This window comes from Flavobacterium sp. ov086, from assembly GCF_900187965.1.
Taxonomy (GTDB): Bacteria; Bacteroidota; Bacteroidia; order Flavobacteriales; family Flavobacteriaceae; genus Flavobacterium.
The window spans coordinates 396166-411496 of sequence record NZ_FZNL01000001.1; the positions used below are offsets into that span (position 1 = coordinate 396166).

The following is a 15331-nucleotide window of genomic DNA, read 5'->3' on the forward strand; positions in this document are numbered from 1 at the left end:
TTAAAAAATTAGATTGTTTTTTGATTTTATTTTGTTCGTATCTACAGCATATATAGCTGCAATACTCTCTATAGTATTTAATTGTTGTTGAATTTCTGAAAAATCAATAGTCTCTTCACTATTTTCTATTTTCAGGAAAAAATCTACTTTTTTGAATTCAGGAAGTAAATGAATTGTTGTGGAGACCTCACTTGTCTCATTGGAAAACAAATCTTGAAAATCATTCTTACTCACAGAAATGATTTCATTTTTATTCTGAATTAAATTCCATGAAATAGCTTTCTCGGAATCATAATAATAAAATCTCGAAAAATTTGCCTCGCCTTCTTTAGTTTGAGCATGGATCTCGTTTTTGCTCTTACTTAAGTTTATCGGAAGGTTTTTATTGATAAAATAAGCCAATCTATAATCTTCTAATGAAGTATGAATTGCCATTAAATAATAATCAATTTCGTCAAATTCGTCTAAATCCAATCTATGAATAGCCATATCATGAAAAATCAAGGTGTAAATATACTATTTCTATCGGAGCATCAATAGTTATGAGGTGTATGTTTTTGTTAATTTATAAACGAAAACGTTATAGCTTTAAGAAAGTTACGATAATTTTGTCGTTATTTCTTATCTATTTTTTCTTGAAATGCAAAATAAGCTCTTTGTGATGCTTTTTCTTCTGCCTTCTTTTTTGAAGTTGCTCGCGCTCTTGCGATTACTTTATCGTCTATACTTAATTTAACTCCAAATAAGCGTTGACCATCAATACCATTATCTTCAAAAATGTCATAATGAAAGACTCTCTTCTCTTTCTGACACCATTCGATAACTAAACTTTTATAACTAATTACTTTACCTTCAAGACGTGCAATATCAACATAAGGTGTGACAACTCTTTTTTGAATAAATCTCTCGCAAAATGAATATCCTTTATCAAGATAAATTGCACCTATAAGTGATTCAAAAATATTACCATGAATATTTTCTCCAAAATGCTGAATTGGCACTTTGCTTTCTACAAAACGAACCAGATTTAAATCTTTACCCAACTCATTTAAATGCTCGCGACTCACAATCTTTGACCTCATTTTGGTCAAATAACCTTCGTCGCCATTTGGTGCTTTGTTAAACAAATGTGCTGCTATAACGGCACTTAACATAGCATCTCCTAAAAACTCTAATCGTTCGTAATTTATTGGATGTCCTGCTTCGTCTAATTTATTTGAAGATCGGTGCGTAAAAGCTTTCTTATAAAAATCGATTGTTCCGGGCTCAAAACCAAGTATTTTCTGAATAGTGTCAAAAAAAATCCCGTCTTCTAGAGAACGGGATTTAGAAAATATTTTTTTGATAAAATTCATATACAGAAATTAGTCAACTAATTTTTTAAACAATACGCAAGCATTGTGTCCACCAAAACCAAAAGTGTTACTCATCGCAACATTTACCTCTCTGTTTTGAGGCTTGTTTAGTGTAAGATTCAATGCTGGATCAATGTTTTCGTCAACTACTGTATGATTAATAGTTGGAGGAACAATACTGTGTTGCATTGCTAAAATAGAAGCAATTGCTTCAATAGCTCCGGCAGCACCTAGTAAATGTCCTGTCATTGATTTTGTAGAATTGATATTGATGTTTTTTGCATGTTCACCAAAAACAGCACTAATTGCTTTTAATTCGGCAACATCTCCTAATGGAGTAGAAGTTCCGTGAGTATTGATATGATCAACATCTTCAGGATTCATTCCAGCATCTCTCAATGTATTTTTCATTACTGCAATAACACCAATTCCTTCCGGATGTGGAGCTGTTAAATGGTAAGCATCAGACGACATTCCGCCTCCACCAACTTCACAGTAAATTTTTGCACCTCTGGCTTTTGCATGTTCGTATTCTTCAAGAACCAAAGCTCCTGCTCCTTCTCCTAAAACGAAACCATCTCTGGTCGCATCAAAAGGTCTTGAAGCTGTTTCCGGACTTTCATTTCTTGTTGATAAAGCGTGCATAGAGTTAAAACCTCCCATACCAGCAATGGTAATAGCAGCTTCTGAACCACCTGATACAATAACATCACACATTCCTAAACGGATGTAGTTGAAAGCATCAATTAAAGCATTTGCAGAAGATGCACATGCAGAAACAGTAGTATAATTTGGTCCCATATAACCATTACGCATAGAAATGTGTGCTGGTGCAATATCGGCAATCATTTTAGGGATAAAAAACGGATTGAATTTTGGTGTTCCGTCTCCTTTAGCATAATAAATAACTTCTTCCTGAAAAGTTTCTAATCCTCCAATTCCTGCTCCCCAGATAACACCAACTCTTGTTTTGTCAACATTATCATTAGTAAGTCCAGCATCTTTAATAGCTTCATCACTTGCAGCAACTGCATATTGAGCGAATTTATCTAATCTACGAGATTCCTTGCGATCCATGTAATCTTCAATGTTGAAGTTTTTTACTTCGCAGGCAAATTTCGTTTTATGCTTCTCTGTATCATAATACGTGATAGGAGCGGCTCCGCTAACCCCATTCACAAGTGCCTCCCAATAATCCTGGATATTATTCCCGATAGGAGTAAGAGCACCTAATCCTGTTACAACAACTCGCTTTAACGCCATAAATATGTATTTTGTACTTTAAACAAATAAAACCCACGCTTTCTTAACTGTATTGTTTACTTAAGAGCCATGGGCATTACAATATAAATATATCTTTTTGATTGAAAATCAATCGAAATTTAAAATTTTAAAAAAAATAATAACACCCGATTCTTAAAAATTACAAGGATCAAAAGTCAAACTCCAATTTTGGAATTTGGAATTTCAAAAATTGGTATTTTTAGAAATCGGGTGCGGTATTATTATTTTTTAGCTTCTTCGATATAAGAAATAGCTTGACCAACAGTAGCAATGTTTTCTGCTTGATCGTCTGGAATTTGAATATCAAATTCTTTTTCGAATTCCATAATAAGCTCAACAGTGTCTAATGAGTCAGCTCCTAAATCATTAGTGAAGCTTGCTTCTGTTACAACTTCGTTTTCGTCAACACCTAATTTGTCTACGATAATCGCTTTTACTCTTGATGCAATGTCTGACATAATCTTTAATTTTAGAATTTAATTTGTTGGCAAAAATAAAAAACTTTATTTTAAAACAACTATTTAGTTTATAAATGTAACACTAATTTATAAAATTAATTTCAAGAAAGACTTTTTAATACTATTTATTTTCGATTTTTATTCCGTTTTTTGCATTCTCAAACTAAATTCGATTATGAAAAAAATTATTGTTTTTGCCTCAGGATCAGGAACTAATACTGAAAACATCATAAAATATTTTGCAAAAACCAAAATCGCAAACGTCGTTTCGGTTTTTACCAATAATGCTTCGGCAAAAGTTATCGAAAGAGCAAAAAATCATCAAATTCCAGTTGAAATCTTCTCAAAAACCGAACTTTTAGAACGAAATGTATTACAAAAAATACAGGAAATCGACCCGGATCTGATAGTTCTTGCTGGTTTCTTATTGAAATTTCCAGAAAATATAATCGAGAATTATCCTAATAAAATAATCAACATCCATCCGGCACTTTTACCCAATTATGGAGGCAAAGGAATGTATGGAATGCACATACACAGAGCTATAGTAGAGAATAAAGAAAAAGAAACCGGAATTTCTATTCATTTTGTAAATGAAAATTATGACGAAGGCGGCATTATTTTTCAGAAAAGTGTAGCTCTAACAGCAGATGACACCGCAGAAACAGTGGCAGAAAAGATTCACGAACTGGAACAAAAATACTTTCCGGAAATTATTTCTAGATTATTGGAGGATTAGATTTTAGATTTCTTAGACATAAGACTTCTTAGATTTAGATTATTTAAAATTAAAAGCTAAGAAGTCCGCAATATCAAATTCTAGGAAGTCCAAAAAACAAAAAAATCTAAGAAGTCTAACAATCTAAAATCTAAGAAGTCTAAAATGAATCACGAAGTACATATATATACTGATGGCGCTGCAAAAGGAAATCCCGGAAATGGAGGTTATGGCGTAGTGATGGAATTGGTTGGAACTCCACATAAAAAAGAATTCTACGAAGGTTTCCGACTTACTACTAATAATAGAATGGAACTTCTTGCTGTAATTGTTGGTCTTGAAAAACTAAAAAAAACAAATATGAAGGTTTTAGTTGTTTCAGATTCTAAGTACGTAATTGATTCCGTAGTAAAAAAATGGGTTTTTGGCTGGGAGAAAAAAGGCTATATCGGCAAAAAAAACCCTGATTTATGGAAACGTTTTTTAATCATTTATCGCAAACACCAAGTCGATTTTAAATGGATCAAAGGTCACAACAACCATCCTCAAAACGAACGTTGCGATGAATTGGCCGTTATGGCATCTATGCAGAAAAATCTTTCGGTTGATGTTTATTACGAAACCATCGGCTCAAAATCATAAAAAATGACGCGTCGAAAACAATTGTTCCCGACGCGTTATAATCGCTATTAAAGGCACTAACTTAAACGATCTTTACTCTTTATCTAAATCTTTAGCTTTGCTAAATCCTGCCAATAAACCAATTCCCGCCATGATAAAAATGATTGATGGGTAAACTGCTGAATCTGACAATGAGGTATAAGTTGTGATTAACAAGGCAACAAAAATACCTACTCCGCTTCCTATTAATAAAAATGCCAGATTTAAAACCAGAATTTTCCAAACCGGAGCGCCTTTTCCGCTTCCTTTTAAAAAGATACTCGCATCAACACCTTTTTCTATAAGTGCCAAACGCTCTCTATTTCTGGTTGAGTAAATAAGATAAACGATCCCGAAGATCATTAGAAACATACTGATTGGTACTAAAATTTGTGGTCCCATATTTTTTTCTATTAATTGATTGATACTTCATATGACGACAGCTTTTAAATTGAGGTTACACCTTTTTTAAAATAAATTCCAAAAACTTTAAAAAATCCCAATCCCGAAGCTTCGAGATAAATTCCAAATTCCAAAAAAACTACTGATTTTCAATTAACTTTGATTTCTATATCTCGTCCATAATCTTTGTCAAAGTTTTAAACTTTTACAAAGATCTATCTATACTTATATAGATTGGAATTTGGAATCTAAAAAAATTGGACTTTTCTTGTAACCTAAATAAAGTAACTGTCGTCCTATATAATATGAGTACAATAAGTGATCAACATTATATCGATAAAATTCTGCAGGGAGAAACCAATGCGTTTGCCGTGCTGGTAGACCGTTATAAGGATATGATCTTTTCATTGGCTCTAAAAATGATTAAAAACAAAGAAGAAGCCGAAGAAGTTGCACAAGATACTTTTATCAAAATTTACAATTCGTTGAGCAAGTTTAAAGGTGATTCTAAATTTTCGACCTGGATTTACAAAATAGCTTACAATAGTTGTTTGGATAATCTGAAGAAAAATAAAAAAGAAGACCTTAATATATCCATAGATGAATTTTCGTCACATTTGATTAAAACAATGGATAATGCTTTAAGTGCTTTAGAAGATAAGGAACGAAAACAGACCATTCAGAATTGTTTGAATTTATTGCCAAGTGAAGAGAATTTCCTGCTGACTTTATTTTATTTTGAAGATCAGAGTTTAGAAGAAATTGGAAAAATAATGAGCATTACGGCAAACAATGTAAAAGTAAAATTATTTAGAAGCCGACAAAAATTAGCTGTAATTTTGAAAAAGCAATTAGAACCAGAAACAATAGCGTGTTATGAAAGAGAGTGATAAAAATATAGAAAAGCTTATTGATAAAATGATGTCCGAAAGTACTTTGGAATCACCATCTATTGACTTTACTTCAAAGATAATGTCTCAGGTTTTGGCTGCCGAAGAAAGAAAAATAAAAGCATACAAACCTTTAATTTCTAAAACAACCTGGATATTTATTGGTATAACTTTAACTGCTTTGACTACTTATACTATTTATTCAAATAATGATATTTCTAATTTTGAAATAGCCAAAACATATTCAGATAAAGCTTCTGCACTATTTTCTGGAATTCATATTTCAAAAAATATATTGTATGCTCTTTTAGTAGTTCCGTTTATGGTTTTGATTCAAATTGGATTATTGAAGAATTATTTTGATAAGAAGTATGAATTGTAGTTTTTTCATTCCATTTATTCAACAAAAACATTCAAAGCTTTTTTTCAAAATAAATCTTGCATTTTAAATCCTAAAAACATATTTTAATCTCTCAAAATATTGAAGTATAATTCTCTCATTTACAATAGTTTTAGCCCCGAAATCGATATTCTTTTTTTATGAAAATTTTGAGAACTTAAACCGTTGCAATATTGCAACTTATGAAGTATCTTTGCACCCTAATTCGAAATTCGTAAAATGAATAAATTATTGATTGTTGGAACAGTTGCTTTCGACGCGATTGAAACTCCTTTCGGAAAAACAGATAAAATATTAGGTGGTGCTGCAACGTACATTGGTTTATCAGCGTCATTTTTTAACTTACAATCGGCCATTGTTTCTGTAGTTGGTGACGATTTTCCTCAAGAACATTTAGATCTTTTAACTTCAAAAAATATTGATATCTCTGGTATCGAAATTGTAAAAGGCGGAAAAACCTTTTTCTGGAGCGGTTTATACCACAACGATCTAAACTCTAGAGATACTCTTGTAACTGAACTAAACGTTTTGGCTGACTTTCAACCAAAAGTTCCTCAAAACTATAAAGATTCTGATGTTGTGATGTTAGGAAACTTACATCCGTTAGTACAAAGCAGCGTTTTAGATCAAATGGAAAAGAAACCAAAATTAGTTGTTTTAGATACAATGAACTTTTGGATGGATTGCGCTTTACCTGAATTATTAGACGTAATTAAACGTGTAGACGTTATTACAATTAACGACGAAGAAGCAAGACAACTTTCTGGAGAATATTCATTAGTAAAAGCTGCAAACAAAATCCAGGAATTGGGACCAAAATATGTGGTGATCAAAAAAGGAGAACATGGAGCACTTTTATTCCACAATAGAGAAGTGTTTTTTGCACCAGCTTTACCATTAGAAGATGTTTTTGATCCAACAGGAGCAGGAGACACTTTTGCAGGTGGTTTTTCAGGATTCATTGCACAAAGCGAAAACATCTCTTTTAATAACATGAAAAATGCAATTATTTACGGTTCAAATTTAGCTTCATTTTGTGTAGAGAAATTTGGAACCGAAAGGATGGAAACATTAAGCAAAACAGAAGTAGCGATTCGATTACAACAATTTAAGTCGTTAACTCAGTTTGACATAGAAATATAATGCCCAAAAGCCTCGGATAATAACGGGGCTTTTTTATTACGTTAATACACACAACTTACAACAACACAAAATACAAAACACAATGAGCGACGCTTTAAAACACGAATGTGGTATAGCCTTAGTTAGACTTCTTAAACCGCTTGAATATTACAAAGAAAAATACGGAACTGCTTTTTACGGGATACAAAAAATGTATCTAATGATGGAAAAGCAACACAACCGCGGACAAGACGGAGCTGGTTTTGCAAGCATTAAGTTAGACGTTGAACCTGGACAACGCTACATTAGCAGGGTTCGTTCAAATCATTCGCAGCCAATACAAGATGTTTTTAAGCAAATCAATGAGCGAATTAGTGAAGAATTAAAAGCAAAACCTGAAATTGGCGATGATGTTCAAAAAATAAAATCTGAGATACCATATGTTGGCGAATTGTTTTTAGGACACGTTCGTTACGGAACTTTTGGAAAAAACAGTATTGAAAGCGTACACCCATTTTTACGTCAAAGTAACTGGATGCACCGTAATTTAATTTTGGCAGGTAACTTTAACATGACGAATGTTAAAGAGCTTTTCGAAAATTTAGTAGAACTTGGACAACATCCAAAAGAAATGGCGGACACTGTTACCGTTATGGAAAAAATTGGACATTTCTTAGACAAAGAAGTAATGCAACTTTACCAGGATTGCAAACAAGAAGGTTATTCTAAAAGAGAAGCTTCTCCGGTAATTGCAGACCGATTGGATATTGCAAAAATATTAGCCCGCTCAGCAAAAAATCTTGATGGTGGATACGCCATGGCAGGATTATTAGGTCATGGAGATGCATTTGTTTTTAGAGACCCTGCAGGAATTCGTCCGGCTTATTTCTATCAGGATGACGAAGTTGTCGTTGTAGCTTCTGAAAGACCTGTTATTCAAACTGTATTTAATGTACCTTTTGAAAGTGTTCAGGAAATCGAACCAGGAAACGCTTTGATTATCAAGAAAAGTGGAAAAGTTTCGATGGAACAGATTTTGGAACCAACTATTAAGAAAGCTTGTTCCTTTGAAAGAATCTATTTCTCTAGAGGAAGTGATGCTGAAATCTACCAAGAGCGTAAAAACTTAGGAAAATTAATTCTTCCTGCGGTTCTTGAATCAATTGACAGCGATACAGATAACACTGTTTTCTCTTATATCCCAAACACAGCCGAAACTTCATTTTATGGTTTAGTTGAAGCTGCTCAGGATTTCTTAAATCAGAGAAAAAACAATTATATTCTTGCCAACAGAAACACTCTTACTGCTGAAACTTTACAGGAATTATTAGCTGTAAAAATCCGTACTGAGAAAGTTGCTATTAAAGATGCTAAACTTAGAACCTTTATTACTGAGGACAGCAGCCGTGATGATCTTGTTGCACACGTTTACGATGTTACTTATGGAGTAATCAAACCAACAGACAATCTTGTTATTATTGATGACAGTATTGTTCGTGGTACAACTCTTAAAATGAGTATTATTAAGATGATGGATCGTTTAAAACCTAAACGCATCGTAATCGTTTCATCGGCACCACAAATTCGTTACCCTGATTGTTACGGAATTGATATGGCTAAACTTGAAGGTCTTGTTGCTTTTAGAGCAGCATTGGCTTTATTAAAAGAAAGAAACTTATATCACATTGTAGACGAAGTTTACGCAAAATGTAAAGCACAGGAAAACTATATTGATAGCGATGTTGTGAATTATGTTACTGCAATCTACGATCAGTTTACTCCTGAGGAAATTTCAGATAAAATTGCCGAAATGTTGAGTTCTCCCGAAATCAATGCCGAAGTAAAAATCATTTTCCAAAAAGTAGAAGATTTACATGTAGCATGTCCTAAAAATTTAGGTGATTGGTACTTTACAGGTGACTACCCTACTCCGGGTGGAAATCGAGTTGTAAACAGAGCTTTCATGAATTTTTACGAAGGAAAAGACGCAAGAGCTTATTAAAAATATATTAACAAAAGGTTAATTTGTGCATTTCATCGGTTTTTTTTGCCGTTCATCCTGTTTGTTTGGTAAAATTGAAAAGCTACAATACTTTTGGAAGACCATAACATTAGTAGGTTAAGTTTATGGTAGATTTGGGGCAAAAAGGGTGGAAGTGATTCCACCTTTTTTATTGGAATAAACTCAAGTATTTCTACCACAAGAAATTATATTCCATTAATAAGAAAATACATTCCTTTAATCGGATATATTTGCCATTCGTCTAATAAATTTTTTTCATCAAAATAGCTGTCTTACATTTACTGAACCATAACATTAGTAGGTTAAGTTTATGGTAGATTTGGGGCAAAAAAGGCGGAAGAGATTCCGCCTTTTTTATTTTATGTTTAGAAGAAAGAGAATAGATAAAAGAATAAAGATTGTTGCGCATAGTAAAATATAACTACAAAAAAAAAGACGGATAGCAATTAAGCCATCCGTCTTTTTTCTTTAATCTTTATTCTATTATCTCAAGACTATTTATCTAAAGCAAATCTTCTAGCAACTTCTGTCCAGTTAATTACACTGAAGAAAGCTTCAATATAATCTGGTCTTCTGTTTTGGTAGTTTAAATAGTAAGCATGCTCCCAAACATCCATTCCTAAGATTGGAGTTCCACCGTTACCAGCAACTTCTGGCATTAATGGATTGTCCTGATTTGGAGTACCTACAACTTCTAGCTTACCGCCTTTTTGTACTGTTAACCAAGCCCATCCTGAACCAAATTGTGTTGCACCAGCTTTAGCAAATTTTGCCTTAAACTCATCAAAAGTTCCAAAAGAAGCCTCAATTGCAGCTAATAAATCACCTGTTGGTAATCCGCCACCGTTTGGAGACATAACAGTCCAGAATAAATTGTGGTTGTAGAAACCTCCACCATTGTTACGAACTGCTGCGTTTGATTTATCTAAGTTAATTAAGATATTTTCGATTGTTTTTCCTTCTAAATCAGTTCCTGCAATTGCAGCATTAAGATTTGTTGTATATGCATTGTGGTGTTTTGTATAATGGATTTCCATTGTACGAGCATCGATATGTGGTTCTAATGCATCATATGCATAAGGTAATTGTGGTAATTCAAAAGCCATGATATTAGGATTTTATGGTTTATAATAATTTATTCCAAATTTAAACATTTAACTTTGGAATAGAAAATAGTATTTCGTTATTATTGAATTTAATTAATTGATAATTTAATTTTTTAAAACTTAAATACTTGTAAATCTTTATTTTCCGTTAAAAGTAGTCATTGTATTTTCTAATCCGGCTGTTCCAAAAGATTTAATAATTTCTGAAGCTAACTCTAAACGTTCCGGTAATTTTGCTTTTTCTTCTTCATCCCAATCTCCCAAAACGTAATCGACTTGTTGTCCTTTTTTGAACTGATCGCTAATACCAAATCTAAAACGAGTGTATTGCTGTGTATTCAAAACTAAATTAATGTTTTTAAGTCCGTTATGACCTCCGTCACTTCCTTTTGGTTTGATTCTGATGGTTCCGAATGAAAGGTTTAAATCATCTGTAATAACTAGAATATTCTCTAACGGAATGTTTTCTTTATCCATCCAATATTTAACAGCTTTACCGCTTAAATTCATGTATGTATTTGGTTTTAAAAGAAAAAAGCTTCTTCCTTTAAACTTATATTCTGCTAAAGCTCCAAGCTTTACGGTTTCGAATGAAAGTCCTTCTTGTTTTGCTAAAAAATCCAGGACTTTAAATCCTATATTATGTCTTGTATTTACGTATTCGGCACCGATATTACCAAGTCCTACGATTAAATATTTTTTCATATTGTCTATGTTCTCTTCTTTTTGTGTTGATGAAAACAGTTTTGTTATCCATTTTATCATGTTTGCAAAAATAGGGTTAATTTGGTAATTAGAAAATGTGTCAATTAGATAATTTGATAATTAGGAAATGCGGCAATTAGATAATGGTACGCGGATGACACGGATTTAAACAGATTTATACTGATTTTTTTGTTTTATACTGCTATATACTCATTTTAGATTGAGAGCTTTCTCTTTATCCCTTTGCAACTTTGCCTCTTTGAACCTTTTTTAAATTATAAAAAACTAAATCTCTGGCTAGCCCTGACAGAAGCGATATCCTTTTCCTTGCTTCTTTAGCAAGGAAAAGATATAGCGGATGGCAGGAACGTCTGGTCTTGAAAAAACCGAAAATTTCTGCTCCTGAAAAATTTAAAAATTAGATAATGTGGCAATTAGATAATTTATCTTAACCGGAAAGGGCTTCGACTCCGCTCAGCCTGACACAACATAGAAAACTTAGAACCTTAGCAACTTAGAATCTTTTTCAAAAAAAAAGCACCAATCTTTCGATTGATGCTTTGATATTTGATTTGAAAAAAATTATTTTTTCTTTCCTTTTGCAGGAGCTTTTGCAGCTTTTGCAGCTTCTTGAGCAGCTTTCATAGCAGCACGAGAAATTCTTACCTGAGCAACAACTGTGTTCTCTGGGTGCATAACTTTGTATTCTGGTTGACCAACTTTAGTAACATATAATTTGTTACCCATTTCAAGCGGAGTAATATCAGCTTCAACAAAATCAGGAAGATTTTTAGGTAAAGCTTTTACTTTTAATTTACGAGTGTTCAAACGTAAAACACCTCCAGCAAGAACACCTTTAGATGTACCAACAACTTTTACAGGAACTTCCATTGTGATTTCTTTATCATCAAATAATTGGAAGAAGTCAATGTGTAAAATTTTGTCAGATACCGGGTGAACCTGAATGTCTTGCAAAATTGCATTAAATGATTTTCCTTTTCCAAGCTCAATCACAACTGTGTGTGCATTTGGAGTGTAAACCAAGTTTTTGAACGCTGCAGCGTCTGCTGAGAAGTGTACTGCCTGATTTCCTCCGTATAACACGCAAGGAACCGCTCCAGCATTACGTAAGGCTTTAGTTGACACTTTGCCCACGCTTTCTCTTTCTGATCCTTTAATTGTAATCGATTTCATTGTAAAAAAAATATAGTTATTAATAAATATTCTAATTCTTATTGTAGTGTGATTGCTTCGTTTCTCGCAATGACTACATTATAAATTTTCCACTGATGGAATTGTTGTGGTGCACCATGTGCATAACTTCGGCAAAAAGTGGTGCACAACTCACTACTTTAATTTTCTTTGATTCTTTCTTTAACGGAATAGAATCGGTAACAATTAACTCACTTAATTTTGAGTTTTCAATTTTTTCGTAGGCATTACCGGATAAAATGGCGTGTGTACAAATTGCTCTAACGCTTAATGCTCCTTTTTCGATCATTAAATCTGCCGCTTTCGCTAATGTTCCACCTGTATCGATCATGTCGTCTACTAGTATTACGTTACGACCTTTTACTTCACCAATTAGTTCCATAGTATCAATAACGTTGGCTGCTTTTCTTTGTTTGTAACAGATTACTACATCTGACTCCAAGAACTTAGAGTAAGCATATGCTCTTTTTGAACCTCCCATATCCGGAGATGCAATTGTTAGATTCTCTAAATTTAAACTTTTTACGTATGGTAAAAAGATTGTAGATGCAAATAAATGATCTACCGGTTTTTCGAAAAACCCCTGAATTTGATCTGCATGCAAATCCATTGTCATTACTCTTGTCGCTCCGGCAGCATCTAATAAATTAGCTACTAATTTTGCTCCAATCGGAACCCTTGGTTTGTCTTTTCTATCTTGTCTTGCCCAACCAAAATAAGGCATAACAGCTGTAATGTGTCTTGCTGATGCACGTTTTGCTGCGTCAATCATTAGCAACAATTCCATCAAATTATCAGCAGTTGGAAAAGTTGAACACACGATAAAAACGCGTAATCCTCTTATTGATTCTTCGTAAGATGGCTGAAATTCTCCATCGCTATACGTTGACATCGTTACTTTTCCTAACGGAATTCCGTATTGTTCTGCAATTTTTTCTGCAAGATAAACACTTTGTGAACAAGCAAAAATTTTAGCTTCTGGTTCTAGGTGCGACATTATAATTTGTTGTTTTTGCTCCGCTGCGCTCTACACGATTCGGCTTTACAATTTTAAGTAAAGCAAGACCAGTATAAATGCCTCGGGTGTAGTTAGTTGTGTGTGCTTCGTTTTAACGAGGTGCAAATTTAGAAAATTTATTGGACACTGAAAGGAAAAATTTAAGTATTTTTAGTAGATCATTTAATTTAATTTTTTACATTTGCACCGTGTTAAAGAAATAAGCACAGTTATGACATCATAATTAACTTATTTTATTGCGTTGAAATGATCGATTTATTTGGTTATTTTTTCGTCTGCTAAGCCCGGATGGCGGAATTGGTAGACGCGCTGGTCTCAAACACCTGTGGGAAACCGTGCCGGTTCGACTCCGGCTCCGGGTACATTAACGGAAAAGCTGTCATTATTGACGGCTTTTCGTTTTTTAATACCTTCCGAAGCCTTGATATTCCTAGTCAGAACCTCAATTACTTCATTCACTTTAGTGGTTCGACAATTTTCATTTCCAAAAATTAGTTTTTCAGAAAATATAGCTCCCGCCAGTATCCTTTTCCCTTCGTAATCACTAATCGCAAAGAATTTTTGTAAATTCATAAGTAACTCAAGTCCTGATTCAACATCCGACTTTATCGAATCCGTTTTTAGTCCCAGAATTTCAATTTCATTATTGACAATGTTTAATTCTTTATTAATTCGAGAGACTATATTATTAAATCTATCTTTATCAATATCTTTTGCCAACAACATATCTTCTGCATCTTCTATTTTAGTTTTTAAAGTCCTTTGAAGCTCTTTTTTTAGCTTCAACTGATTTTCTTTATCTCCGTTAATTTGAGACTCAGAATCTTTTAAAATATCTACATACAGCCCCTTTGCGCTTTCATTAATTCCTAATTCAGCTAGTATATTCTCAATTTTAGAATGTGCATGCTCAGCACGAACTCTAGTTTCACATTTATTTCTACAATGATAATAAGCGTATTTTTTAGTTCTACCTGTAGATAAACTACCTGTAATTTGACCTCCACAAACTTCACAAATTAAGAAATCACGCATTGGAAATTCTAAATTTTTGTGAGAAGACTTTATTCCATGCCATCTTTTTCTTTTAAAGACATCCTGTACTTTATTAAAGGTCTCAATATCAATTAAAGCTTCATGCCTCCCATCAACGACCATCGCAGGTTCTTTCTTGTATTCGGGAACTGATATCTTACCTATATAAATGATATTTTTGAGCATTTCACTAAAGGAGCTTTTTTCCAACTTCATTCCATCTGCTCTCAATCTTTTTCGGATAACTTCTACAGGTTCAATATTTATAGCTACTTCATGAAATGCTCTTTTGACGAAAATTGAATAGCCATTAGCTTTTAAGGTAGACTTTTTAAGCTCATTGCGGAAATTATTATAACCGTACGGAGCTTTTCCTGTAAAATATCCATCTTTTTTACATTGATAAGTTCCTGCTATGGTTCGACTTGATATCTTATCCCGTTCAACCTCCCCTGCTGTCAAATATATTGACAGCACCATCTTATTATCTGAATTGCTTGTGTCTAGGTATTGTTCAGATGCATTTAATTCAATTCCCATTGAGTCAAACTCTCTTAAAACAGTCAATGCCTGCTCAACGTTGCGAGAAAACCTATCCCACTTGGCAAAAAAGACTTTATGAATTTCTCTTTTATTGGCTTTTGCATAAGTCTTTAATTTTGACCATTCTGGTCTATTGAAATTTTTAGCAGAGTGGTCTTCTCTATATACATTTACAATATTATAGTTTCTTGCGTCACAGTATCTTCTTAATGATTCTTCTTGGTAATCAAGACTAAACCCTCTTTGAGCTTGCTCATCCGTACTCACACGGCAATATATTATTACGTTTATATTATTATTCATTTTTTTCTGTTTTTATTTTATTTTTAAAATGCACTTCAGCGAATTTATAAAGTACACCTCTAATTAATTTTACTTCTTCATCAGTGTAACGAACACC

At 33.2% G+C, this 15331-nt stretch carries 16 protein-coding genes and 1 tRNA gene; 7 read left to right on the forward strand and 10 right to left on the reverse strand.

Annotated features, from left to right (window positions below):
- From CHB81_RS01720 to CHB81_RS01735, 4 genes are all read right to left on the reverse strand, one after another.
- Positions 1–489 carry an IPExxxVDY family protein gene (locus tag CHB81_RS01720; RefSeq protein WP_089350153.1) on the reverse strand — a complete coding sequence of 163 codons (489 nt, stop codon included), beginning with the start codon at positions 487–489 and terminating at the stop codon, positions 1–3.
- 125 nt (positions 490–614) lie between these two features.
- Positions 615–1355 carry a ribonuclease III gene (rnc, locus tag CHB81_RS01725; RefSeq protein WP_089350154.1) on the reverse strand — a complete coding sequence of 247 codons (741 nt, stop codon included), beginning with the start codon at positions 1353–1355 and terminating at the stop codon, positions 615–617.
- Between the two features lie 9 nt (positions 1356–1364).
- Positions 1365–2618: a beta-ketoacyl-ACP synthase II gene (gene fabF, locus CHB81_RS01730; protein ID WP_089350155.1), complete on the reverse strand. Its 1254-nt coding sequence runs from the start codon at positions 2616–2618 to the stop codon at positions 1365–1367.
- A 242-nt stretch (positions 2619–2860) separates the two neighbouring features.
- Positions 2861–3097, reverse strand: a complete 237-nt coding sequence (locus CHB81_RS01735; protein WP_007137004.1) for an acyl carrier protein — start codon at positions 3095–3097, stop codon at positions 2861–2863.
- A gap of 175 nt (positions 3098–3272) precedes the next feature.
- Between CHB81_RS01735 and purN the strand changes: the two genes are divergently transcribed.
- Both purN and rnhA read left to right on the forward strand, forming a co-directional pair.
- Positions 3273–3836, forward strand: a complete 564-nt coding sequence (gene purN, locus CHB81_RS01740; protein WP_089350156.1) for a phosphoribosylglycinamide formyltransferase — start codon at positions 3273–3275, stop codon at positions 3834–3836.
- A gap of 144 nt (positions 3837–3980) precedes the next feature.
- Positions 3981–4457 carry a ribonuclease HI gene (gene rnhA / locus CHB81_RS01745; RefSeq protein ID WP_089350157.1) on the forward strand — a complete coding sequence of 159 codons (477 nt, stop codon included), beginning with the start codon at positions 3981–3983 and terminating at the stop codon, positions 4455–4457.
- A gap of 72 nt (positions 4458–4529) precedes the next feature.
- Here rnhA and CHB81_RS01750 read toward each other — a convergent pair whose 3' ends face one another.
- The gene (locus CHB81_RS01750; RefSeq protein WP_089350158.1) at positions 4530–4877 is read right to left on the reverse strand and encodes a DUF6249 domain-containing protein; all 348 of its coding nucleotides are present in this window, start codon (positions 4875–4877) and stop codon (positions 4530–4532) included.
- A 305-nt stretch (positions 4878–5182) separates the two neighbouring features.
- Between CHB81_RS01750 and CHB81_RS01755 the strand changes: the two genes are divergently transcribed.
- From CHB81_RS01755 to CHB81_RS01770, 4 genes are all read left to right on the forward strand, one after another.
- Positions 5183–5767, forward strand: a complete 585-nt coding sequence (locus CHB81_RS01755) for an RNA polymerase sigma factor (protein WP_089350159.1) — start codon at positions 5183–5185, stop codon at positions 5765–5767.
- Positions 5754–6149, forward strand: coding sequence for a hypothetical protein (locus CHB81_RS01760; protein WP_089350160.1), 396 nt, complete (start codon positions 5754–5756; stop codon positions 6147–6149). Before CHB81_RS01755 ends, CHB81_RS01760 begins: the two co-directional genes overlap by 14 nt.
- 237 nt (positions 6150–6386) lie before the next feature.
- Positions 6387–7310, forward strand: a complete 924-nt coding sequence (locus tag CHB81_RS01765) for a PfkB family carbohydrate kinase (RefSeq protein ID WP_089350161.1) — start codon at positions 6387–6389, stop codon at positions 7308–7310.
- Positions 7311–7392: 82 nt separating this feature from the next.
- The gene (locus CHB81_RS01770) at positions 7393–9291 is read left to right on the forward strand and encodes an amidophosphoribosyltransferase (protein WP_089350162.1); all 1899 of its coding nucleotides are present in this window, start codon (positions 7393–7395) and stop codon (positions 9289–9291) included.
- A 515-nt stretch (positions 9292–9806) separates the two neighbouring features.
- On the opposite strand, the gene CHB81_RS01775 is transcribed toward CHB81_RS01770, so the two are convergent.
- The 4 genes from CHB81_RS01775 to CHB81_RS01790 form a co-directional block, all read right to left on the reverse strand.
- Positions 9807–10418, reverse strand: coding sequence for a superoxide dismutase (locus tag CHB81_RS01775; RefSeq protein WP_089350163.1), 612 nt, complete (start codon positions 10416–10418; stop codon positions 9807–9809).
- Positions 10419–10556: 138 nt separating this feature from the next.
- Positions 10557–11183: an aminoacyl-tRNA hydrolase gene (gene pth, locus CHB81_RS01780; RefSeq protein ID WP_089350164.1), complete on the reverse strand. Its 627-nt coding sequence runs from the start codon at positions 11181–11183 to the stop codon at positions 10557–10559.
- 522 nt (positions 11184–11705) lie between these two features.
- Positions 11706–12317 carry a 50S ribosomal protein L25/general stress protein Ctc gene (locus CHB81_RS01785; protein WP_089350165.1) on the reverse strand — a complete coding sequence of 204 codons (612 nt, stop codon included), beginning with the start codon at positions 12315–12317 and terminating at the stop codon, positions 11706–11708.
- Between the two features lie 73 nt (positions 12318–12390).
- A complete protein-coding gene (locus tag CHB81_RS01790) occupies positions 12391–13332 on the reverse strand; it encodes a ribose-phosphate pyrophosphokinase (RefSeq protein ID WP_089350166.1) in 942 nt (313 codons plus the stop codon).
- Between the two features lie 303 nt (positions 13333–13635).
- On the opposite strand from CHB81_RS01790, the gene CHB81_RS01795 reads away from it, so the two are divergent.
- Positions 13636–13715 (forward strand) — tRNA-Leu (locus tag CHB81_RS01795).
- On the opposite strand, the gene CHB81_RS27260 is transcribed toward CHB81_RS01795, so the two are convergent.
- Complete coding sequence (locus CHB81_RS27260) at positions 13669–15234, reverse strand: recombinase family protein (protein ID WP_369597366.1); 1566 nt, start codon at positions 15232–15234, stop codon at positions 13669–13671. The genes CHB81_RS01795 and CHB81_RS27260 overlap by 47 nt on opposite strands.
- Positions 15235–15331: the final 97 nt, after the last annotated feature.